This is a genomic window from Citrobacter sp. RHBSTW-00671 (genome assembly GCF_014103415.1).
In the GTDB taxonomy this organism is placed as follows: Bacteria; Pseudomonadota; Gammaproteobacteria; order Enterobacterales; family Enterobacteriaceae; genus Citrobacter.
Genome location: NZ_JABXPR010000001.1, coordinates 3,016,843 through 3,038,635, shown reverse-complemented (window position 1 = coordinate 3,038,635; position 21,793 = coordinate 3,016,843). Strand labels below are relative to the sequence as shown.

The following is a 21,793-nucleotide window of genomic DNA, read 5'->3' as shown; positions in this document are numbered from 1 at the left end:
TTTGGCTCCGCAAGGGGAAGCCAATGACGTTCTGGAGCATTTTACGCCAGCGATGCTGGGGACTTATCCTGGTGGTTGCCGGTGTCTGTGTAATCACTTTTATTATTTCGCACCTGATCCCGGGCGACCCCGCACGGCTGCTGGCCGGCGATCGCGCCAGCGATGAAATTGTCGAAAATATTCGCCAACAGCTGGGATTGAATCAGCCGCTGTATATTCAGTTTTTCCGTTACGTCAGCGATATTTTTCAGGGTGATTTAGGCACCTCCATTCGCACCGGACGTCCGGTGCTGGATGAACTGCGCGTATTCTTCCCTGCCACGCTTGAATTGGCCTTCTGCTCTCTGCTGCTGGCGCTGATCATCGGTATCCCGCTGGGTATTCTGTCTGCTGTCTGGCGCAACCGTTGGCTCGACCACCTTGTCCGCCTGATGGCTATTACCGGTATTTCGACCCCGGCATCTGGTTGGGCCTCGGGGTTATCGTGCTGTTTTATGGACATTTGCAGATTTTACCCGGCGGCGGGCGGCTTGATGACTGGCTCGATCCCCCCACGCACGTCACCGGTTTCTATCTGGTTGATGCGCTGCTGGAAGGCAACGCCGAGGTCTTTTTCAATGCCCTGCAGCACCTGATCCTGCCGTCGCTGACACTGGCCTTTGTGCACTTAGGGATCGTTGCCCGACAGATTCGCTCCGCCATGCTGGAACAACTGAGCGAAGATTATATCCGCACCGCACGGGCCAGTGGTTTACCGGGTTGGTACATCATTTTGTGTTATGCGCTGCCGAATGCGTTGATTCCGTCAATAACCGTGCTGGGCCTGGCCCTGGGCGATCTGCTCTATGGCGCGGTACTGACCGAAACGGTCTTTGCCTGGCCAGGCATGGGCGCCTGGGTCGTGACCTCCATTCAGGCGCTCGATTTCCCGGCAGTCATGGGATTTGCCGTGGTGGTCTCTTTTGCGTATGTGCTGGTCAACCTGGTGGTGGATCTCCTTTACCTGTGGATTGACCCGCGAATCGGACGTGGAGGTGCACAGTGATGCTCACACAAGAAACACCCGCCCCATCACCAGCGACCCGCCGCCGTGTTGACTGGGCAAAGCTATTCTGGATGATGAAGAGCAGTCCGCTGACGCTGATTGGCGGCGTCATTATTGTACTGATGCTACTGTTAATGGTGCTCTCTCCGTGGATCACCCCTTACGATCCTAACGCTATCGATCTGACCGCACGCCTGTTGCCACCGTCAGCCACCCACTGGTTTGGCACCGATGAAGTGGGTCGTGATCTGTTCAGTCGCGTCCTGGTCGGAAGTCAGCAGTCAATTGTCGCCGGTCTGGTGGTGGTCGGTATCGCTGGCGGGCTGGGCTCGCTGTTGGGATGCCTGTCTGGCGTGATGGGCGGACGTGCCGATGCGATCATCATGCGTTTGATGGATGTTATGCTGTCCATTCCTTCGCTGGTACTGACAATGGCACTGGCCGCCGCATTAGGGCCAAGCCTGTTCAATGCCATGCTGGCGATTGCGATTGTGCGTATTCCTTTCTATGTACGCCTCGCGCGCGGTCAAACGTTGGTCGTTCGTCAGTTTACTTATGTACAGGCCGCACGAACCTATGGCGCATCACGCTGGCATCTGATCAGCTGGCATATTTTACGCAATTCACTTCCCCCGCTGATTGTGCAGGCATCACTGGATATTGGCAGTGCGATCCTGATGGCCGCCACGCTCGGATTTATTGGGCTCGGCGCCCAACAACCCAGCGCTGAATGGGGCGCAATGGTGGCGATTGGTAGAAACTACGTGCTTGACCAGTGGTGGTATTGCGCATTTCCTGGTGCCGCCATTCTGATTACCGCCGTGGGCTTTAATCTCTTTGGTGATGGTATTCGCGATCTGCTGGACCCGAAAGCCGGAGGAAAACAGTCATGACACAACCTGTCCTGGAGATCGAGAATTTACACCTGAGCTTCCCCGGTTATAAAGCGGATGTGCATGCGCTGAATCATGTGTCGCTGCATATCAACCGGGGTGAAATTGTCGGCGTGGTCGGTGAGTCTGGCTCAGGGAAATCCGTCACGGCCATGCTCGCCATGCGTCTGTTACCCGAAGGAAGCTATCGTATCCATCAGGGGCGCGTTACGCTGTTGGGTGAAGATGTTTTAACTGCCAGCGAAAAACAAATGCGCCAGTGGCGCGGCCAGCGCGTGGCGATGATTTTCCAGGAGCCGATGACGGCGTTGAATCCAACACGACGAATCGGCCAACAAATGGTGGAGGTCATTCGTCATCATCAGGCATTGAACCGCACGGATGCCCGGCAGAAAGCCATTGCGTTACTGGAAGAAATGCAAATCCCGGATGCCCCGGAAGTGATGTCCCGCTTCCCGTTTGAGCTTTCTGGGGGGATGCGTCAGCGCGTGATGATTGCGCTCGCGTTTTCCTGCGAGCCAGACCTGATCATTGCCGATGAACCCACTACCGCGCTGGATGTCACGGTACAGCTTCAGGTACTGCGATTACTGAAGCTTAAAGCACGGGCCAGCGGTACCGCCGTGTTGTTTATCAGCCATGATATGGCCGTTGTCTCGCAATTATGTGACCGGTTATACGTTATGTATGCCGGGAGCGTGATTGAAAGCGGCCCGACGCAAACCGTTATTCAGCACCCCACGCATCCCTACTCTATTGGCCTCCTGAAATGTGCGCCTGAGCACGGTGAACCGCGTGCTTTGCTCCCCGCGATTCCGGGTACCGTACCGAATTTAACCTGTTTACCTATCGGATGCGCATTCCGCGAGCGCTGCTTTGCCGCGGGGCCTCGCTGTGAAGAAACACCTGATTTATGCAGCCAGGGCGGTGCGGATCAACAATCCGCCTGCTGGTATCCACAACTGGAGACAACACATGTCTGATATTTTACTGGACCTGCAGGATGTTCATATCAACTTCCCCGCGCGAAAAAACTGGCTCGGCAAAGTAACAGAGCGGGTGCATGCACTCAACGGTCTGGATTTACAAATCCGCAAGGGGGAAACGCTGGGGATTGTTGGCGAATCTGGCTGCGGTAAAAGTACGCTGGCACAACTGCTGATGGGGATGCTCAAACCGAGCCAGGGGCGCTATTCTTGCGGCGGTGGCAAACAGCACAACGGTATGCAGATGGTCTTTCAGGACCCGCTTTCGTCCCTGGACCCGCGCTTGCCGGTATGGCGAATAATCACTGAGCCGGTATGGATCCAAAAGCATAGCCCTGAACGCGAACGCCGCGCCCTGGCCGAGGGTTTGGCTCGACAGGTAGGGATTCGTCCGGAATACCTCGATCGCCTGCCGCACGCCTTTTCCGGCGGACAGCGTCAGCGTATTGCCATCGCCCGTGCGCTGTCATCGGAGCCGGATGTGATCGTTCTTGATGAGCCGACGTCGGCACTGGATATTTCGGTACAGGCGCAAATCCTCAATCTACTGGTTGCATTGCAGGCTCGGCGGAATCTGACGTTTGTGCTGATATCGCATAACGTATCGGTCGTCCGGCATATGAGCGACCGTGTGGCGGTGATGTATCTTGGGCAAATTGTCGAGCTGGGCGATGCGCAGCAGGTTCTCTCGCATCCGGCGCATCCTTACACCCGTCTGTTGCTGGATTCGGTGCCTAAAACGGGTACGCCACTGGCTGAAGATTTGGTCCTGCGTAAAACCGAACTCCCCGGCAACAGGACGCTACCACAAGGCTGTTTTTTCCGCGACAGATGCCCTCTGGCAACCCACGGATGTGAAAAAAAACAGACATTACTGAAAAATGAAGCCGGACGGGAAGTTCGCTGTTGGCGCGCCATTGATATCTGTTGACTGCGCATTTTCAGGCGAGATACGCCTTTTTCAGCGCATCCACCAGCATTCCTGACGCGGTTGATAATTTATGGTGTGCCGAACGCAGCACCCCGATCCGCCGCTGGATCACGGGACCGTCAAGCTCTATACAGGTTGCGCCAAGTTCCGTCATTTGTGTTCGACACAGTGCGGGAACTGCGCTGCCGCCCAATCCGTTTGCCACCATACGGCCAACGGTCACCAGTTGATGGCTTTCCAGCGCTACGTCCAGCGTATGTCCGCTTTGCACCAGTTGTTCTTCCAGCATCAGGCGCACGGCAGATGGACGTTGCAGCGTAATAAAATCCAGCGTCAGCAATTCGCGCCATGCAATACGCTCTCGCCCCGCCAGCCTGGACGTTGGCGGGACGATCGCCACAAAACGATCGACACCGAGCGGCGTGAAGTGCAGTTGTCCTGAATAATCAGGCTCGAAGGCGATCCCCATCTCCACCCGCCCTTCACTCACCATTTCAATGACCTGTTCGTTTATGACATCGTGAACCGTCACGTTAATACCAGAATAGCAATCCCGAAAGGTTTTCAGTACCTGTGGCAAGACGTTTGCCGCAAACGAAGGCATGGCAGCAATGGAGATTTTACCGCGTTGCAACGTAAAGCGCTGACGCATCGCTTCTTCAGTATTCTCCCAGTCAGCAAGCAGTTGCCTCCCCATATTCAGCAGCGTTTCGCCCTCCTGTGTCAGGGTGACTTTGCGCGTCGTGCGCAGCAGTAAGGCCCCGCCCAACGAGTCCTCAAGCCCTTTAATCGCCAGACTTAACGCAGGTTGCGACATATTCAGTCGTTCACTGGCATGAGCAAAATTCAGAGTGTGAGCTACCGCTAAAAACGCGCGTAACTGTTTGATGCTCATTCCCATTTCTCATTCCTTTAACCTATTGAATACCTTTAATTAACATTAAATTGATAAAAAAACCCAATGAGTGAGTCACAAATTTAAAATTAACAAATCATTTTTCACCCCCAATGATGTCGGCAAGGACAACTGGAGGGACAAGTGTATGGCTGGACTGGATAAACGTGTCGCCACGTACCAAGAGGCGCTGGCTGGGCTGACCGACAACATGACGCTACTGGCGGGCGGTTTTGGCTTATGCGGCATTCCTGAAAACCTGATTGCCGAAGTACGCCGTCGGGAGGTTCAGGGACTGACCGTCGTTTCAAACAACTGCGGCGTGGATGGTTTTGGCCTCGGTGTGCTGCTCGAAACACGTCAGGTACGTAAAGTGGTGGCGTCCTATGTTGGCGAAAATGCGCTGTTTGAAAAGCAGGTATTGAGCGGCGAACTGGAAGCCATTCTGACCCCGCAGGGCACGCTGGCTGAGCAGTTACGTGCCGGCGGCGCGGGGATCCCGGCGTTTTTCACCGCCACGGGATACGGTACACCCGTCGCTGAAGGCAAAGAGGTACGTGAATTTGACGGCCGGCCTTACATCATGGAACAGGCTATTACGGGTGATTTTGCGTTGGTCAAAGGCTGGAAAGCCGACTGGTACGGCAACGTTATCTACCGCCACACTGCCCAGAACTTTAATCCGCTGATGGCCGCCGCCGGGCGCATTACCGTCGTGGAAGTTGAAGAAATTGTTCCTCCCGGTGAACTGGACCCTGCGGCGATTCATACCCCAGGAATTTTCGTAAACCGCATCATTCAGGGACAGTTTGAAAAACGCATTGAACAACGCACCCTGCGCCAGAAAGGAGCCTGACCATGTTAACACGTGAACAAATGGCGATGCGTGTCGCCAGGGAACTGCGCGACGGTTATTACGTCAACCTCGGGATCGGTATTCCAACCTTAGTGGCCAACTATATCCCCGAGGGTATGGACGTGATGCTGCAGTCGGAGAACGGTCTGCTGGGGATGGGCCCATTTCCGACCGAAGACGAACTGGATGCCGACATGATCAACGCCGGGAAACAGACCGTGACGGCACGTAAAGGCGCGGCAATTTTCGATTCAGCCCAGTCTTTCGCCATGATCCGTGGTGGTCACGTTGACCTGACGGTGCTTGGCGCATTTGAGGTGGACACCAATGGCAACATTGCGTCGTGGATGATCCCCGGAAAAATGGTGAAAGGCATGGGCGGCGCAATGGACCTGGTGGCCGGGGCTGAAAACATCATTGTGGTGATGACGCATGCCTCCAAAAACGGTGAGTCCAAGTTGCTCCCCGCCTGCACCCTGCCATTAACCGGCGTGGCCTGCATTAAACGCGTGCTTACCGACCTGGCGCTACTGGAGATCGCCAACGGCGCATTCATCCTGCGCGAACGTGCGCCGGGCATCAGCGTCGAGGAGATTGTTGCCAGGACCGCTGGAAAACTGATCGTTCCCGACACCGTGCCCGAAATGCAATTCAACTGAGGAGCTGACCATGCATGATGTTGTTATTGTCGCGGCAACGCGCACACCCATTGGCAGTTTTCACGGGGCCCTGGCACCGCTCAGTGCCGTGGAGCTGGGGGCGGTAGTGATCCGCTCTTTGTTGGAAAAAACCGCCGTCGCGCCGGAGCACATTGACGAGGTGATCCTGGGACAGGTTCTGACGGCGGGCAGCGGCCAGAATCCGGCCAGACAGACAGCATTACGGGCAGGTTTGCCGGTGACGGTCCCTGCGCTAACCATCAACCTGGTATGTGGTTCAGGCCTGAAAGCGGTGCAACAGGCGGTGCAGGCTATCCGCTGTGGTGATGCGGACATCGTCATTGCCGGAGGCCAGGAAAGCATGAGCAATGCGCCCTATTTTCTCGACGGCGCACGTTCGGGCCTGCGTTTGGGGCATGCCAGTCTGAAAGACAGCGTGGTACACGACGGACTGTGGGATGCGTTTAACGACTACCACATGGGCATTACTGCTGAAAATCTGGCAGATAAGTTTGTTATCAGCCGCGAACAACAGGATGCCTTTGCGCTGCAGTCTCAGCAGAAAGCCGCAGCGGCAATTGAATCCGGTCGATTCAATGCGGAAATCACGCCGGTCAGCGTTCCACAAGGGAAAAAACCACCACGTTTGGTTGAGCGTGATGAACAGCCACGCCCGGATACTCAGGCTGAGAAACTGGCACAACTGAAACCGGCATTTCGCCCTGGTAATGGCACGGTCACCGCAGGGAATGCCTCATCAATCAACGACGGCGCGGCGGCGGTGATGCTGATGAGCGCCACCAAAGCCGCAACGCTCAACCTGCCGGTACTGGCCCGTGTCGCGAGTTACGCCGTTTCCGGTGTCGACCCGGCTTTCATGGGGATTGGCCCGGTAGAAGCCTCGCTCCAGTGTCTGAAACGCGCCGGGTGGACTCTCAATGACGTTGATCTTATCGAAGCTAACGAAGCATTTGCCGCACAGGCGCTGGCGGTGGGTGAAGCCCTGAATTGGGACAGCAACAACGTTAACGTCAACGGCGGTGCGATTGCGCTGGGTCATCCTATTGGTGCCTCTGGCTGCCGCATTCTGGTGACCCTGTTACATGAAATGGCGCGCCGCAACGTCACCAAAGGACTGGCCACATTGTGTGTCGGGGGTGGTCAGGGTGTCGCACTGGCGGTTGAGCGTTCAACAGGAGAACAGCATGCAAAATAATCACTTTAGCGTCCTCGGCGCGGGTTTAATGGGCGTCGGCATTGCCACCCATTTTGCCCGTTTTGGCCACAATATCTGGCTATTTGATACCGATAGCGACCGGATAGCTGAAATTACCGCCGTTGCCGGGAGTATTCTCAATGAGCTGATCGCGACGGACCAGTTTCATGCAGAGGAAAAAGCATCGGTTCTCGCGCGACTACACGGCACAACCTCGCTGGCGGATATCGCCGCATCGGGATTACTGATTGAAGCGATCCCGGAACGACTCGAGCTTAAGCACGCACTGTATGCACAACTGGAAGCATTAATCGCCCCAGATGCGGTGATTGCCAGTAATACCAGCGGTCTGCCGCCGGATGCGCTGGCAGAAAAACTCACCCACCCCGAACGGTTGCTGATCGCCCATTTCTGGCATCCACCCCACTTTATTCCGCTGGTTGAAATCGTGCCGGGCACGGCAACCAAACCTGAATATCTCAGCGAATTGCAGCAATTGCTGGTCGCGATGCAACTGGAAGCGGTGGTGCTCGATCGTGCCGCACCCGGGTTTGTCGGCAACCGCCTGCAGTTCGCCCTGCTGCGTGAGGCGCTGCATATCGTCAAAAGCGGGATCGCCAGCGCGGAAGTGGTGGATCAGGTGATGCGCGCCTCCCTCGGGCGTCGCTATGCCATGGTCGGCCCGCTGGAAGCGGCAGATATGACCGGACTGTCCACCGTGCAGGACATTTGCCGCCATCTGCTCCCAACACTCGCCACCGGCAGCGACATGATGTCGCTTGTTGCTGACAAGGTTGCCAACGGCGACACCGGCTTGCGCAGTGGTCAGGGCTTTTATCGCTGGGATGATTCGCGCAAGGAATACATCCAGCAACGCCGTGAACATCAACTGCGCTTTGCCCTGAAGCCATAACGTCTCTTTCTGTACCCCACTATAATAATAAGGAGTCATGATGAGTGTATTAATCGCCCTGGCAGCGCTGGGCTTGCTGATGCTGGCAGCCTATCGCGGATACAGCGTTATCCTGTTTGCCCCCATCGCGGCATTAGGTGCTGTTCTGCTTACGGAACCGAGCGCCGTCGGCCCCGCCTTCACCGGCCTGTTTATGGAAAAAATGGTCGGTTTTGTAAAGCTTTACTTCCCGGTGTTCTTGCTGGGAGCGGTGTTTGGCAAGTTAATCGAGTTATCCGGTTTTTCCCGTTCAATCGTAGCGGCTGCCATTAATATTCTCGGGCGACGCCATGCAATCCCGGTCATTGTGCTGGTATGTGCGCTCCTGACCTACGGCGGCGTGTCATTGTTCGTGGTCGCCTTTGCGGTGTATCCGTTCGCGGCTGAACTGTTCCGCCAAAGTAATATTCCCAAACGTTTGATCCCGGCAACCGTCGCGCTGGGGGCATTCTCTTTCACGATGGATGCCCTGCCGGGGACGCCGCAGATCCAGAACATCATTCCAACCAGTTTCTTTGGGACTAACGCCTGGGCCGCGCCGTGGCTGGGGCTAATTGGTTCGCTATTTATTATCTTTGTTGGCCTGGTGTATCTCGAGCGCCAGCGTCGGAAAGCGCAGGCTAAAAATGAGGGCTATGGCACTGAACTGTTAAATGAGCCGGAAACGCCGGATAACATTAACCTGCCAAACCCGATTATCGCTATTTCTCCGTTGATCCTGGTGGGGGTGTTTAACCTGCTGTTTACCCGCTGGATCCCGCAGTGGTATGGCGCGACGCACCAATTGGAGCTCCCGGGACTTGCCAAACCGATTACCACTGAAGTGGGGAAAATTACGGCTATTTGGGCCGTAGAAGCAGCATTGATATCGGGGATACTGCTGGTGGTGCTATTCGGCTACCGCAACATCAAAGGTCGCCTGGCTGAAGGCAGCAGAACGGCGGTTGGCGGCGCTATCCTCGCGGCGATGAATACCGCATCAGAATACGGTTTTGGCGCGGTAATCGCCGCCCTGCCGGGATTCCTGGTGTTATCAAAAGCACTGGCGGCCATTCCCGATCCGTTGCTCAATGAAGCGATCAGCATTACCACCCTGGCCGGGATAACCGGCTCGGCATCCGGCGGGATGAGTATTGCGCTTGCGGCAATGTCCGATACGTTTATTGCTGCCGCACATGCCGCCAATATTCCGCTTGAAGTCTTCCACCGCGTCGCATCGATGGCGAGCGGCGGCATGGACACCCTGCCACATAACGGCGCGGTCATTACCCTGCTGGCGATTACCGGCCTCAGCCACCGTCAGGCGTACGGCGGAATTTTTGCCATCACCGTCATCAAAAGCCTGGCCGTGCTGTTTGTTATCGGCGTCTTCTACACCACCGGAATCGTCTAAGGAGAATCATCATGAATTTAACGGGTAAAACCGCTCTGGTTACCGGATCGACCAGCGGTATCGGTTTAGGTATCGCCCAGGTACTGGCACAAGCAGGTGCCACCCTGATTCTTAACGGTTTCGGTGATGTGGAGGCCGCGAAAGACGCGGTTGCGCAGTACGGCAAAACGCCAGGTTTCCATGGTGCGGATCTGAGCGATGAAGCGCAAATCGCCGATATGATGCATTACGCTGAAAGTGAGTTTGGCGGTGTGGATATTCTGGTTAACAACGCCGGGATTCAGCATGTATCCCCGGTGGAAACCTTCCCGGTTGATAAATGGAACGCGATTATCGCCATTAATCTCTCTTCCGTTTTTCACACTGCGCGCCTGGCCCTGCCCGGTATGCGCGAGCGTAACTGGGGACGCATTATTAATATCGCTTCGGTGCACGGGCTGGTCGCGTCAAAAGAGAAATCGGCGTATGTTGCAGCCAAGCATGGCGTGGTGGGTTTAACCAAGACGATTGCGTTGGAAACCGCACAGACCGGTGTCACCTGTAATGCACTGTGCCCAGGCTGGGTGTTGACCCCGCTGGTCCAGCAGCAGATTGACAAGCGTATTGCTGATGGTGCTGAGCCCGCTGCGGCACGCGATGCCTTACTGGCAGAAAAGCAGCCGTCGCGCGAATTTGTCACGCCGGAACAGTTGGGTGAGCTGGCGCTATTTCTGTGCTCAGACGGCGCGGCGCAAGTGCGCGGCGTTGCGTGGAATATGGATGGCGGCTGGGTAGCGCAATAACATCATCTGGTGCCGGATAAGACCGACTTACATCCGGCACTGTCGTAGGCCGGATAAGACGCAGTCGCATCCGGCACGCCACGATTAAGACTTCAGCTGATAATCCAGCGTAATTTCCGCGTTCAGTACCTGCGATACCGGGCATCCGGCTTTCGCTTTCTGAATAATCCCGTCAAACGTAGCGGCGTCTATCCCCGGCACGCTCACCTGGCTGTGTAACGCCACTTTGGTGATCGCAAAACTGGCATCCACCTTATCCAGAGAAACATCGGCAGTCGTATCAATAGCATCGGGTGTAAAACCGGCTTCGCCCAACATCAACGACAGTGCCATCGAGAAGCAGGCAGCATGTGCTGCGCCAATCAACTCTTCAGGGTTAGTGCCTTTGACGCCTTCAAAACGCGTATTAAATCCATACGGTTGCTGGTTAAGTACGCCACTTTCTGTCGACACGGTCCCTTTGCCGCGTTTAATGTCGCCTTCCCAGTGGGCCTGACCTTTCTTATGGATAGTCATTACCGCTCTCCTGTGTTGTCATCGGAGTAACAAGTATAGGCCTCATGGGAAAATGCATGACTCATAATGGAAAGTTCTGCATTTCCTGCTTAAGCATTGACCTTTCAGATAAAATGACCGACCATCCAAAGAGCCGTTGATTCACTCATCGGCTTTTTGTCAGGTTGTATTTCGTCCGTTCTTACGCGGGCTCGCCCTTGAAACCAGTAACAGGATTAAGGAGTTAGAATGAAATCGAACCGTCAGGCCCGTCATATTCTTGGACTGGACCACAAAATCTCCAATCAACGTAAAGTCGTGACCGAAGGCGACAAATCCAGCGTGGTCAACAATCCTACCGGAAGAAAACGCCGCGCTGACAGCAAGTAGTTTCCCGCACGACATACTGATTCACGAGATAAACACCATTGCAACCGCAGTGGTGTTTTTGCTTATAAAACCCCTTAACCCATTCACAATGCTTTATACTTCGCCCGTTTCCCTGGCAGACAGGCCACATACGATCATAAAGAGTGCCAGGGACGGTTATTCAAAAAAGAGTGAGTGACATGGAAAACGAAACTAAAAAACTGCGTTCCCTTTACATCCCTTACGCTGGCCCGGTACTGCTTGAGTTTCCCCTACTGAACAAAGGGAGTGCCTTCAGCATCGAAGAACGCCGTAACTTCAACCTGCTGGGGTTACTGCCGGAAGTTGTCGAGTCGATTGAAGAACAGGCTGAACGTGCCTGGATCCAATATCAGGGATTCAAAACAGAAATCGACAAACATATCTACCTGCGCAACATCCAGGACACCAACGAAACCCTGTTCTATCGACTGGTACATAATCACCTTGATGAGATGATGCCGGTTATCTACACCCCAACGGTGGGTGCGGCTTGTGAGCGTTTCTCCGAGATCTACCGTCGTGCACGCGGTGTGTTTATCTCGTATCAGAACCGTCACAACATGGACGATATTCTGCAAAACGTTCCGAACCACAATATCAAAGTCATCGTTGTCACCGACGGTGAACGCATCCTTGGTCTTGGCGATCAGGGTATCGGCGGCATGGGTATTCCGATCGGTAAGCTGTCTCTGTACACCGCCTGCGGTGGAATTAGTCCGGCTTACACGTTGCCTGTGGTGCTGGATGTGGGGACCAACAACCAGCAATTGCTCAACGACCCTCTGTATATGGGTTGGCGTAACCCGCGCATTACTGATGATGAGTACTACCAATTCGTCGATGAGTTCATCCAGGCCGTGAAGCATCGCTGGCCGGACGTACTGCTGCAATTCGAAGACTTCGCGCAGAAAAACGCGATGCCGCTGCTCAACCGCTATCGCGACGAAATTTGCTCTTTCAACGATGATATTCAGGGTACCGCGGCGGTCACTGTGGGAACGCTGATTGCAGCCAGCCGTGCGGCCGGCAGCCAGTTGAGCGAGCAGAACATTGTTTTCCTTGGGGCCGGTTCTGCAGGTTGCGGGATCGCCGAGCAGATCATCGCGCAAATCCAGCGTGAAGGTTTAAGTGAAGAAGCCGCGCGTCAACGCGTGTTTATGGTCGACCGCTTTGGCCTGTTAACCGATAAAATGCCAAACCTGCTCTCCTTCCAGACTAAGCTGGTGCAAAAGCGCGAGAACCTGCAACACTGGGATACGCAGGAAGATGTGCTGTCACTGCTCGATGTCGTTCGCAACGTCAAGCCAGACATCCTGATCGGCGTTTCCGGCCAGACGGGGCTGTTTACCGAAGAAATTATTCGTGAGATGCACAAGCACTGTCCGCGTCCGATCGTCATGCCGTTGTCTAACCCGACCTCGCGCGTTGAAGCCACGCCGCAGGATATCATTGCATGGACCGAAGGTAATGCGCTGGTTGCCACCGGTAGCCCGTTCGCCCCGGTCGCCTGGAAAGATAAAATCTACCCGATTGCCCAGTGTAATAATGCCTATATCTTCCCGGGTATCGGCCTTGGCGTCATTGCCTCAGGCGCCAAACGCATCACCGATGAAATGCTGATGTCGGCCAGCGAAACGCTGGCGCAGTATTCACCGCTGGTACTCAACGGCGAAGGGCTGGTGTTACCGGAGCTGAAAGATATTCAGACCGTCTCTCGCGCTATTGCCTTTGCCGTCGGTAAAATGGCCCAGCAGCAAGGTGTGGCGGTGAAAACCTCCGCCGAAGCCCTGCAACAGGCAATCGACGAGAATTTCTGGCAGGCGGAATACCGCGACTACCGTCGTACTTCTATCTGACGGTTTGCCCGGCGGCGATCCTGTCGTCGGGCGCTCAACGCTTGCACAACGGTGTAAGTTGCGTTTACACTTTCACCATCGATTAACATTCGGAAAAAATAAAAGGAGGATACTTATGCTGTACTGTGAACGTTTTATCGTTTCACATGCTTTTGGCGATCGCCAGTGCTCAAGCGTTATCGGTATCGTGCTGCGATAACTTCTGCTTGAGCGAAGCTAACTTCTCAATTCCCTTCTCTCGGGCTTACCGGGTTATCGTCAGCGATGTTTGACGAGGCGTTTTCACGCCTGTAACTCTTGAGTAAGCAACAATGAGCACATTACTAACCGCACAATCCTTACACGTTGATACGGCATTCGGCACCCTGTTCGACGATCTCTCTTTTACCCTGAAAAAAGGCGACCGTATTGGGCTAATCGGCTACAACGGCTGTGGAAAAAGCACGCTGTTAAAACTGCTTGATGGCACAATCGCCCCCACCAGTGGAACCATTGCGCAGGCGAATCACTGCCACCTCGCCCGCGTGGAGCAGCACTTGCCGGACGATATACTGCCACTTACGTTGCAGGAGGCTGTACTTGCTCAGCTTCCCGAACATGAGCGCGCCAGCCAGCAGTGGCGTGTTGAAGCGTTACTCGCCGAAATGGGCTTTACGCCGGAAAATTTGCATCTCACTGCACAAACGCTGAGCGGTGGACAGCATACTCGCCTGCTGCTGGCGCGTGCGCTAATGCGAAACCCTGACCTGATGCTACTGGACGAACCTGGCAACCACCTGGATTTGCCGACATTGCTGTGGCTGGAGCAGTTCTTACAGAACTGGTCTGGCAGCTTCGTGGTGGTGTCCCATGATCCACAACTGCTTGATGCCGTTACGCAGGGAACATGGATCCTGCGCGATCGCACACTGCACGCTTTTGATCTTCCCTGCAGCGCCGCTCGTCAGGCTCTGGTTGAGAGAGATGCCAGCGATGCACTGCGCTATAAGGCGGAACAAAAGGAAATTGACCGCGTTACCGCCAGTGCCAAACGACTGGCAACCTGGGGGCGTGTCTACGACAACGAAGATTTGTCCCGCAAAGCGAAGCAGATGGAAAAGCAGGTGCAGCGCCTGAAGGATGTTCAGACGGAAGTGACTGCTGGAAGTCAGTGGACACTAACATTGCAGGGTGATGCCCTGCGTGCCGACCGTCTGCTGGAAATGACAAACCTGTCTGTCGCGCCAGCCCCTGACGCAGCGACGTTATTTTCCATCGCCGGGATCAGGATAAAAAGTGGTGACCGGGTGGCAATTGTTGGGCGTAACGGCTGCGGGAAATCATCGCTGCTACGGCTTATCTGGCAGCAGTATCAGTCGCAAATGGCATCGCGTTCACTGGTGCTGCACCCTCGCGTCACACTGGGGTATTACGATCAGACGCTACACCAGCTCGCCGATGACGACACGTTGTTTGATGCCCTCGAACCGTTTGCTCCGCAGCCTGATGTTCGCAAGATGGCGCTGATTAGCGCGGGCTTCCCGTGGGTCCGCCATCAGCAGCGGGTCAATACCTTAAGCGGTGGAGAGCGCTCGCGGCTACTGTTTGTCGGGCTTACGCTGGCGCGTTATAGCCTGCTAATGCTCGATGAACCCACCAACCATCTGGACATGGAAGGTAAAGAAGCGCTGGCGCAGACGCTACAAAGTTTCAGCGGCGGCGTGCTGCTGGTCAGCCATGACCGTCAGCTTATCAGCCAAAGCTGTAATCGGTTCTGGTTTATCGATAATGGCGAACTTAGCGAATGGCACGATCTGGACGCGATCAACGATCGTATTCGGGAAACGTCTGAGGAGATGAGCGTTCCCAAAACGGTGGTCGAAGCGAGAGCCGAAATACGCGGTGACAGCGATGAATTACTGGAACAGCTTCTCGAGCTGGAGCAACGTCTGGCCGACGATCTCGCCCGCAAGCCGAAACATCAAAAGCCGCTGTTGCAGGCGCAATGGCGTAAGGAGATTGAGCGTCTGAACTCACAACTGGAGTAATCTCTATTGCCGGATGGCGCAAGCCTGTCCGGCCTACATCAGGCAAAATGCGCGTGTAGGCCTGCCATCCGGCGATTCTTGCGTGGTGCTTTCCAGATATGCCCCTTCTCCCTTTTCCTTTTTGTGCATTCGCCGCACAATTTTAAATATCGCAATCCTGGTGTTGCGCTTAAAGGAACATTAATGGTAGTGTTCCTCTTGAAGGAACAAGGATGTTACGGATGATCATGAACTTCAGGCACAAGGGATTGCGCGATTTGTTTCTTCATGGACGAACATCAGGCGTTATGGCGAAACATGTCCGACGATTACGACACAGACTTGCCGTTATTGATGCGGCAAGCAAGGTTACAGATATCAATATGCCCGGTTATCAGCTACATCCTCTGGCGGGCGAGCGTGACGGCAGATGGGCAATTTCTGTTTCAGGTAACTGGCGTATTACGTTTGAATTCGTCAATGGCGACGCGTACATACTGGACTACGAGGACTATCATTGATGAAGATGGCAAATCATCCCCGTCCTGGGGATATCATTCAGGAAGCGCTGGACGAACTCACTGTCAGCCTGCGCGAGTTTGCCAGAGCGATGGAGATTGCACCTTCAACGGCAAGCCGGCTATTAACCGGGAAAGCGGCCCTGACGCCTGAGATGGCAATTAAACTCTCCGTGGTGATTGGCAGTTCCCCCGAAATGTGGTTAAACCTGCAAAATGCCTGGAGCCTGGCAGAGGCCAAAAAAAACGTGGATATTTCACGCCTGCGTAAGCTGGCAGCACAGTAACGGGTATTGTAGGCCGGATAAGCTTGCGCCATCCGGCACTTTTATTATTTCTGCGGTGATTTCGCCTTCCAGGCATCCCATGCCTGCTTGATCTCTTGTTTCGCGGTGGCCGCATCGTTAAAGCCATTTAACTCTACTTTCTTACGCCCTTCCGGCAATTCTTTGTACACGCGGAAAAACGACTCCAGTCGTTGCACTTCGATCTTTGGCAAATCGCTCAACTCTTTGATGTCATCATAGGTGGGGTCAATTTTGCTGGCCGGTACCGCCACAATCTTGTCGTCCTTTTCCCCGCCGTCGATCATCTTCAGCACGCCAATCGCACGCAACTTGATCAGCGTTCCCGGGGCCAGCGGCGCCCGGGTATAGAAAATCACATCCAGCGGGTCACCGTCGCCTGCCAGGGACTGGGTCAATGAGCCGTAGTTTGCCGGATAGGCAACCGGCATCGACTGGAAGCGATCGGCCACGATAAAACCGGTTTTCGCATCGGTTTCATATTTGATGATCCCGCCTGCCGGGATTTCGGTCACGGCATAAAACTCTTCCGGGTTATTCTCCGGCTGCGGAAATTCGAGGATATTCTGCGCCTGTGCGGACGCACAGAGAAATACGCTGACTGCGAGTAATTTTTTCACCAGATGCATTGTCTTTTAACTCTTCTCTTATTGGAAAGACAACACCTTACGTATGCCAGATGACAGAAACATGACGTTTTTTTGGCAAAAAAATGGCGCTACATCCGCAGCGCCATTGTTGTCAGAAAGCGTCAGGTTTACTTAACCCCTTCTTCACTCTCTTTCTTTGCTTCCAGCTTTTCAACATCGCGATACCAGCGTGGGTGGTGTTTCTTCGCCCAGCGACGGCTCACTTTCCCTTCAACCATGCCTTTAATTGATCCTTTCACCCAAAATGCCATATACATATGGATGAGGATAGCGTGCATCAGAATAATGCCCGCCGCAGCGTGGATCAGCAGGCTGTAACGCACTACCTGCATCGGGAAATACTGCGCAAAGTATGGACGCCAGATAATAACGCCCGTGACCAGCAGCACAAAAATCATGCTCATGATCGACCAGAACATCATTTTCTGTCCGGCGTTGTATTTGCCCACATCCGCCACTTTGTGTTCATTGCCCTTCAGCACTTCCACAATGTTTTTCAGCCACGGGAGGTCTTTCTTATCCGGGATGTTGTGGTGGACAAAGCGCACAAACATGAACATCAGCGCAACGAAAATCAGCAGACCAAAGAAGGGGTGCAGAATACGTCCCATCTGCGGCGTACCGAAAGTTTGCGTCAGCCATTGCAGAGTCGGGAAGAAAAATGAAATCCCCGACAGCGCCACCAGGAAGAAGCAGATCACCACCGTCCAGTGACAGGCGCGATCGATAAATTTCGTGCGCACAATCATTTTCGACTTACTCATGATGATCCTCCTCGTCGTCGTCCACTTCCTTATTCGGGCCGATGCCAATGTAGTGGTAAATCAGTCCGGCGAAGGTGGCGATAAATCCGGCGGCGGCCAACGGTTTCAGTGCCCCTTTCCACAGATTGATAGAGGTATCTATCTGCGGATCTTTCGGCAAACCGTGGTACAGCTCCGGCTGGTTGGCATGATGCAGAACGTACATGACGTGCGTCCCCCCCACCCCCTCTGGGTTGTAGAGTCCGGCATGTTCGAAACCGCGTGCTTTTAGTTTCGCCACACGCTGTTCGCCCATTTCCAACATTTCCTGCTTGGTGCCGAAATGTATCGCCCCGGTCGGACACGTTTTCACGCAGGCAGGTTCTTGCCCAACGCTGACGCGATCCACACACAGCGTACATTTATACACGCGGTTATCCTCTTTATTGAGGCGCGGAATATTAAATGGACACCCGGCAATACAGTACCCGCAACCAATGCAATGCTCTGACTGGAAATCAACAATCCCGTTCGCGTACTGGATGATGGCCCCGGCAGACGGGCATGCCTTCAGGCAGCCCGGATCTTCACAGTGCATACAGCCGTCTTTACGAATCAGCCATTCCAGCTTGCCGTTCTGTTCGGTTTCGGTAAACCGCATGACCGTCCAGGACTTGGCGCTGAGATCGGCCGGGTTGTCATACACCCCGACGCAATGACCCACTTCATCGCGGATATCGTTCCACTCTGAGCAGGCCACCTGACAGGCTTTACAGCCTATACAGGTGGAAACGTCGATCAGTTTCGCGACTTCGGCTTTGTAATCACGGGCCTGAGGTGGCGGCGTGATGGAGTTTGTTGCGGACCTTTTGATGATGTCCTGCGTTTCCATAGACATATATTCGCCCCCTTACGCCTTCTCGATGTTAACTAAAAACGCTTTGTATTCCGGCGTTTGCGAGTTTGCATCACCGACGTTCGGCGTCAGGGTGTTGGCGATAAAGCCTTTACGCGCGACTCCTTCAAAGCCCCAGTGGATCGGGATCCCTACGGTTTCGACCTTCTGACCGTTGACGTTCAGGGTTTGCAGGCGACGGGTGACCACCGCAACCGCACGAATAAATCCGCGTTTGCTGCTGACTTTCACGTAGTCGCCGTTGCCGATACCTTTTGCTGACGCCAACGTTTCGCTGATTTCCACAAACTGCTCTGGCTGGGCAATCGCATTCAACAATGCGTGTTTGGTCCAGGTGTGGAAATGTTCGGTCAGACGATAGGTGGTCCCGACGTATGGGAAGTCCTGCTTCGTCCCCATGCGCAATGCATCCGCCTCGTACAGACGCGCTGCCGGGTTGGAGATCACGTTCGGGTGCAGCGGGTTAGTACCCAGCGGCGTTTCCATCGGCTCGTAGTGTTCCGGGAACGGCCCTTCCGCCAGCTTATCGATGGCAAACAGACGCCCCAGCCCTTCCGGCTGCATGATAAACGGATTGGTGCCACTGCCCGGCGCAGCGTTGTTGAAGTCAGGGATATCATTACCGGTCCACTTAGTCCCGTTCCACTGGATCAACATTCGTTTCGGATCCCACGGTTTACCCTGTGGATCTGCCGAAGCGCGGTTGTACAGTACACGGCGGTTCAGTGGCCATGCCCATGCCCAACCCAGCGTATTACCAAGACCTGATGGGTCGGCGTTATCGCGGTTGGCCATCTGGTTGCCCTGCTCGGTCCAGCTACCGGTATAAATCCAGCAGGAGGATGACGTTGTACCGTCATCACGCAGGAGCGCAAAGCTGTTGAGCAACTGACCTTTTTTCGCCACCAGCACGCCATTGGCATCATAGAGATCTTCCAGCGCATAGCCGTTGTTCTCTTTGGCCACTTCCTCGGAATGCGGTTCGTCCGGTTGCTTATAGTTCCAGCTCATTTTCAGCACAGGCTCTACTGCTTTACCGCCCTCGGTGCGATACATTTCGCGCAGACGATGGTAAATACCCGCCAGAATTTCGCCGTCATTACGCGCTTCACCTGGTGCATCCTGACCTTTCCAGTGCCACTGCAGCCAACGGCCAGAGTTAGCAATCGAGCCGTCTTCTTCTGCAAAGCAGGTGGATGGCAGACGGAAAACTTCAGTCTGAATCGACGCCGGATCGACATCGTTGGATTCGCCGTGGTTTTGCCAGAATGTGGACGTTTCTGTGACCAGCGGATCGATAACCACCAGATACTTCAGTTTGCTGAGGCTCTGTACTACTTTGTTTTTGTCCGGGAAGGACGCCACCGGGTTAAAGCCCTGACAGATGTAGCCGGTGACTTTCCCGCTATCCATCATGTTGAAATATTTGATGACGTCGTAGGACTGATCCCACTTCGGCAGCCATTCAAAGCCCCAGTCGTTTTCTTTCTGTGCCGCATCGCCGTAGAAAGATTTCATCAAGCTGACGAAGAACTTCGGATAGTTGCCCCAATAGTTAACCTGGGAGGCCAGCGTCGCTTTGGGGGTATTGGCGGCCAGATAGGTTTGCAGATCAGTCTGCTTTTCTGACGGCAGCGTCAGATAACCGGGCAGGCTGGTCGATAACAGACCCAAGTCGGTTAAGCCCTGAATGTTGGAGTGACCGCGTAATGCGTTTACGCCGCCACCGGCCATCCCCATGTTACCGAGCAGCAACTGGATCATCGCCATGGTGCGAATGTTCTGCGCCCCAACGGTATGCTGCGTCCAGCCCAGCGCGTACAGGAAGGTGGTGGTACGGTCGGCCGCACTGGTGGAGGCCAGCACTTCACACACTTTCAGGAAGTCGGCTTTCGGCGTACCGCAGATGTTTTCCACCACATCCGGCGTATAGCGGGAAACGTGCTGTTTGAGCAGGTTCCAGACACAACGGGGATGACTTAAGGTTTCATCGCGTTTTGCGTAGCCATTTTCATCGAACTGGTAGTTCCAGGACGACTTATCGTACTGACGTTTTTCTGCGTCGTAGCCGCTGAACAGACCGTCTTCAAAAGCAAAATCATCCCGCACCAGCAGGCTGGCGTTGGTGTAGTGCTTAACGTATTCAGCGTTAATTTTGTTGTTTTCAATCAGGTACAGCAGCACACCGGAAAGGAACGTAATGTCCGTACCGGAACGAATCGGCGCATAGATATCCGCAACCGACGCTGTACGTGTAAAACGGGGATCGACAACAATCAGCGTAGCATCATTGTTGTTTTTAGCTTCCATCGCCCAGCGGAATCCGACTGGATGTGCTTCAGCGGCGTTACCGCCCATCACCATCACGACGTTAGCGTTTTTGATATCAACCCAGTGGTTGGTCATCGCACCGCGACCAAATGTTGGAGCAAGACTTGCTACCGTTGGTCCGTGTCAGACGCGTGCCTGGTTGTCTACCGCCAGCATGCCGAGTGAGCGCACGAATTTTTGCGTCAGCATGCCGGTTTCATTACTCGCCGCAGATGCACACAGCATCCCGGTTGAAAGCCAGCGGTTGACCGTAACGCCCTGCTCATTCTTCTCAATAAAGTTGGCGTCACGGTCTGCTTTCATCAGTTTTGCGATGCGGGAGAACGCTTCATCCCAACTGATGCGTTGCCATTTGTCGGAGCCGGGAGCGCGATATTCCGGGTAACGCAAACGGCTTTCGCTGTGCACGTAATCCAGTAATCCTGCGCCCTTAGGACAAAGTGCCCCACGGCTCACCGGATGATCCGGATCCCCTTCGATATGATAAATCGACTCTTTGGCGTTTTTTGCTCCATCACCCAGGCTATACATTAATAGCCCGCAACCTACGGAACAGTATGTGCAGGTGTTTCGGATCTCTTTTGCGCGTAACAGTTTGTAGTTTCGCGCCTGAGCCAGTGCCATTTTGGGTGCAAAACCCAGTGCGGCCACTGTTGTCCCCGCCATACCGCCCGCGCAGATTTTAAAGAATTGTCTGCGGCTGACGTCCATTGCTTTCCTCTTTTTTACAGGGGTTCGTACAAGACATCTTTCACCTTGCGCCAGCGCGGCAGTCTGAAAGATGACATGTACAACTTCGCGACGAAACTAACAGCTATATCCATATTTTTTTTGCGTCAAATCAATAACGAAACGGTTCCGCTACTAAATAGTGCAGTTTGTGTAACCTGCGTACCCACAAGGAGTTAGCTAAAAGCTAATTAGTTAGCCCGCACTGAGGTAAAAGTGCTATAA

The 21,793-nt window shown here is 54.3% G+C and carries 20 protein-coding genes and 1 pseudogene; 15 read left to right on the top strand and 6 right to left on the bottom strand.

All coding sequences use genetic code 11. The features are described 5' to 3' along the window. Positions 1-23: 23 nt before the first annotated feature. The 4 genes and pseudogenes from HV261_RS14585 (at position 24) to HV261_RS14570 (ending at position 3,855) form a co-directional block, all read left to right on the top strand. Positions 24-1,045, top strand: a pseudogene (locus tag HV261_RS14585) (ABC transporter permease). Next, positions 1,042-1,938 (top strand): D,D-dipeptide ABC transporter permease, encoded by an 897-nt coding sequence (gene ddpC, locus HV261_RS14580; RefSeq protein WP_202038638.1) that lies wholly within the window; start codon positions 1,042-1,044, stop codon positions 1,936-1,938. The pseudogene HV261_RS14585 and the gene ddpC overlap by 4 nt, the downstream one beginning before the upstream one ends. Further along, a complete protein-coding gene (locus HV261_RS14575) occupies positions 1,935-2,921 on the top strand; it encodes an ABC transporter ATP-binding protein (RefSeq protein ID WP_202038637.1) in 987 nt (328 codons plus the stop codon). The genes ddpC and HV261_RS14575 overlap by 4 nt, the downstream gene beginning before the upstream one ends. After that, positions 2,914-3,855: an ABC transporter ATP-binding protein gene (locus tag HV261_RS14570; RefSeq protein ID WP_202038636.1), complete on the top strand. Its 942-nt coding sequence runs from the start codon at positions 2,914-2,916 to the stop codon at positions 3,853-3,855. The genes HV261_RS14575 and HV261_RS14570 overlap by 8 nt, the downstream gene beginning before the upstream one ends. 10 nt (positions 3,856-3,865) lie before the next feature. On the opposite strand, the gene HV261_RS14565 is transcribed toward HV261_RS14570, so the two are convergent. Then, positions 3,866-4,756, bottom strand: coding sequence for a LysR family transcriptional regulator (locus HV261_RS14565; protein ID WP_061067901.1), 891 nt, complete (start codon positions 4,754-4,756; stop codon positions 3,866-3,868). A gap of 142 nt (positions 4,757-4,898) precedes the next feature. Here HV261_RS14565 and HV261_RS14560 point away from each other — a divergent pair, with 142 nt between their 5' ends. From HV261_RS14560 to HV261_RS14535, 6 genes are read left to right on the top strand one after another with little or no spacing between them, the layout of a single operon-like run. Further along, a complete protein-coding gene (locus HV261_RS14560) occupies positions 4,899-5,606 on the top strand; it encodes a CoA transferase subunit A (RefSeq protein WP_048211658.1) in 708 nt (235 codons plus the stop codon). 2 nt (positions 5,607-5,608) lie between these two features. After that, positions 5,609-6,265 carry a CoA transferase subunit B gene (locus HV261_RS14555; protein WP_137383055.1) on the top strand — a complete coding sequence of 219 codons (657 nt, stop codon included), beginning with the start codon at positions 5,609-5,611 and terminating at the stop codon, positions 6,263-6,265. A 10-nt stretch (positions 6,266-6,275) separates the two neighbouring features. Beyond that, complete coding sequence (locus HV261_RS14550) at positions 6,276-7,481, top strand: acetyl-CoA C-acetyltransferase (protein WP_202038635.1); 1,206 nt, start codon at positions 6,276-6,278, stop codon at positions 7,479-7,481. Further along, positions 7,471-8,394 (top strand): 3-hydroxyacyl-CoA dehydrogenase family protein, encoded by a 924-nt coding sequence (locus HV261_RS14545; protein ID WP_202038634.1) that lies wholly within the window; start codon positions 7,471-7,473, stop codon positions 8,392-8,394. Before HV261_RS14550 ends, HV261_RS14545 begins: the two co-directional genes overlap by 11 nt. Positions 8,395-8,431: 37 nt before the next feature. Next, entirely contained in the window at positions 8,432-9,826 is a 1,395-nt protein-coding gene (locus HV261_RS14540) for a GntP family permease (protein WP_199951110.1), read from the top strand. Between the two features lie 11 nt (positions 9,827-9,837). Beyond that, positions 9,838-10,608 carry a 3-hydroxybutyrate dehydrogenase gene (locus tag HV261_RS14535; protein ID WP_202038633.1) on the top strand — a complete coding sequence of 257 codons (771 nt, stop codon included), beginning with the start codon at positions 9,838-9,840 and terminating at the stop codon, positions 10,606-10,608. A gap of 84 nt (positions 10,609-10,692) precedes the next feature. Here HV261_RS14535 and HV261_RS14530 read toward each other — a convergent pair whose 3' ends face one another. After that, positions 10,693-11,124, bottom strand: a complete 432-nt coding sequence (locus tag HV261_RS14530) for an OsmC family protein (RefSeq protein WP_202038632.1) — start codon at positions 11,122-11,124, stop codon at positions 10,693-10,695. Between the two features lie 228 nt (positions 11,125-11,352). On the opposite strand from HV261_RS14530, the gene sra reads away from it, so the two are divergent. From sra to HV261_RS14505, 5 genes are all read left to right on the top strand, one after another. Beyond that, on the top strand, positions 11,353-11,493 hold the full coding sequence (gene sra, locus HV261_RS14525) for a stationary-phase-induced ribosome-associated protein (protein WP_005126806.1): 141 nt from the start codon (positions 11,353-11,355) through the stop codon (positions 11,491-11,493). Between the two features lie 179 nt (positions 11,494-11,672). Beyond that, on the top strand, positions 11,673-13,370 hold the full coding sequence (maeA, locus tag HV261_RS14520; protein WP_137383051.1) for a malate dehydrogenase: 1,698 nt from the start codon (positions 11,673-11,675) through the stop codon (positions 13,368-13,370). Between the two features lie 311 nt (positions 13,371-13,681). Next, entirely contained in the window at positions 13,682-15,397 is a 1,716-nt protein-coding gene (locus tag HV261_RS14515; RefSeq protein ID WP_202038631.1) for an ABC-F family ATP-binding cassette domain-containing protein, read from the top strand. Positions 15,398-15,618: 221 nt separating this feature from the next. Beyond that, a complete protein-coding gene (locus HV261_RS14510; RefSeq protein WP_202039701.1) occupies positions 15,619-15,897 on the top strand; it encodes a type II toxin-antitoxin system RelE/ParE family toxin in 279 nt (92 codons plus the stop codon). Then, positions 15,897-16,181: a HigA family addiction module antitoxin gene (locus HV261_RS14505; protein WP_048211649.1), complete on the top strand. Its 285-nt coding sequence runs from the start codon at positions 15,897-15,899 to the stop codon at positions 16,179-16,181. Before HV261_RS14510 ends, HV261_RS14505 begins: the two co-directional genes overlap by 1 nt. A gap of 44 nt (positions 16,182-16,225) precedes the next feature. Here HV261_RS14505 and HV261_RS14500 read toward each other — a convergent pair whose 3' ends face one another. The 4 genes from HV261_RS14500 to fdnG all read right to left on the bottom strand — a co-directional run bounded on the left by HV261_RS14500 (position 16,226) and on the right by fdnG (position 21,550). Further along, entirely contained in the window at positions 16,226-16,828 is a 603-nt protein-coding gene (locus HV261_RS14500; RefSeq protein ID WP_202038630.1) for an inorganic diphosphatase, read from the bottom strand. A 128-nt stretch (positions 16,829-16,956) separates the two neighbouring features. Further along, the gene (gene fdnI / locus HV261_RS14495; protein ID WP_202038629.1) at positions 16,957-17,613 is read right to left on the bottom strand and encodes a formate dehydrogenase-N subunit gamma; all 657 of its coding nucleotides are present in this window, start codon (positions 17,611-17,613) and stop codon (positions 16,957-16,959) included. After that, the gene (fdnH, locus tag HV261_RS14490) at positions 17,606-18,490 is read right to left on the bottom strand and encodes a formate dehydrogenase N subunit beta (RefSeq protein WP_003833024.1); all 885 of its coding nucleotides are present in this window, start codon (positions 18,488-18,490) and stop codon (positions 17,606-17,608) included. The genes fdnI and fdnH overlap by 8 nt, the downstream gene beginning before the upstream one ends. Before the next feature lie 12 nt (positions 18,491-18,502). After that, positions 18,503-21,550, bottom strand: coding sequence for a formate dehydrogenase-N subunit alpha (gene fdnG, locus HV261_RS14485; protein ID WP_202038628.1), 3,048 nt, complete (start codon positions 21,548-21,550; stop codon positions 18,503-18,505). Between the last annotated feature and the right edge of the window lie 243 nt (positions 21,551-21,793).

What these genes read in the sequence shown, in the direction of transcription:
- fdnI (WP_202038629.1), bottom strand. Translation starts at nt 17,613, where the DNA reads ATGAGTAAGTCGAAAATGATTGTGCGCACGAAATTTATCGATCGCGCC.
- HV261_RS14510 (WP_202039701.1), top strand. Translation starts at nt 15,619, where the DNA reads ATGATCATGAACTTCAGGCACAAGGGATTGCGCGATTTGTTTCTTCAT.
- fdnH (WP_003833024.1), bottom strand. Translation starts at nt 18,490, where the DNA reads ATGTCTATGGAAACGCAGGACATCATCAAAAGGTCCGCAACAAACTCC.
- HV261_RS14505 (WP_048211649.1), top strand. Translation starts at nt 15,897, where the DNA reads ATGAAGATGGCAAATCATCCCCGTCCTGGGGATATCATTCAGGAAGCG.
- sra (WP_005126806.1), top strand. Translation starts at nt 11,353, where the DNA reads ATGAAATCGAACCGTCAGGCCCGTCATATTCTTGGACTGGACCACAAA.
- HV261_RS14550 (WP_202038635.1), top strand. Translation starts at nt 6,276, where the DNA reads ATGCATGATGTTGTTATTGTCGCGGCAACGCGCACACCCATTGGCAGT.
- HV261_RS14570 (WP_202038636.1), top strand. Translation starts at nt 2,914, where the DNA reads ATGTCTGATATTTTACTGGACCTGCAGGATGTTCATATCAACTTCCCC.
- HV261_RS14530 (WP_202038632.1), bottom strand. Translation starts at nt 11,124, where the DNA reads ATGACTATCCATAAGAAAGGTCAGGCCCACTGGGAAGGCGACATTAAA.
- HV261_RS14575 (WP_202038637.1), top strand. Translation starts at nt 1,935, where the DNA reads ATGACACAACCTGTCCTGGAGATCGAGAATTTACACCTGAGCTTCCCC.
- HV261_RS14565 (WP_061067901.1), bottom strand. Translation starts at nt 4,756, where the DNA reads ATGGGAATGAGCATCAAACAGTTACGCGCGTTTTTAGCGGTAGCTCAC.
- HV261_RS14555 (WP_137383055.1), top strand. Translation starts at nt 5,609, where the DNA reads ATGTTAACACGTGAACAAATGGCGATGCGTGTCGCCAGGGAACTGCGC.
- HV261_RS14515 (WP_202038631.1), top strand. Translation starts at nt 13,682, where the DNA reads ATGAGCACATTACTAACCGCACAATCCTTACACGTTGATACGGCATTC.
- HV261_RS14560 (WP_048211658.1), top strand. Translation starts at nt 4,899, where the DNA reads ATGGCTGGACTGGATAAACGTGTCGCCACGTACCAAGAGGCGCTGGCT.
- HV261_RS14500 (WP_202038630.1), bottom strand. Translation starts at nt 16,828, where the DNA reads ATGCATCTGGTGAAAAAATTACTCGCAGTCAGCGTATTTCTCTGTGCG.
- maeA (WP_137383051.1), top strand. Translation starts at nt 11,673, where the DNA reads ATGGAAAACGAAACTAAAAAACTGCGTTCCCTTTACATCCCTTACGCT.
- HV261_RS14540 (WP_199951110.1), top strand. Translation starts at nt 8,432, where the DNA reads ATGATGAGTGTATTAATCGCCCTGGCAGCGCTGGGCTTGCTGATGCTG.
- HV261_RS14545 (WP_202038634.1), top strand. Translation starts at nt 7,471, where the DNA reads ATGCAAAATAATCACTTTAGCGTCCTCGGCGCGGGTTTAATGGGCGTC.
- HV261_RS14535 (WP_202038633.1), top strand. Translation starts at nt 9,838, where the DNA reads ATGAATTTAACGGGTAAAACCGCTCTGGTTACCGGATCGACCAGCGGT.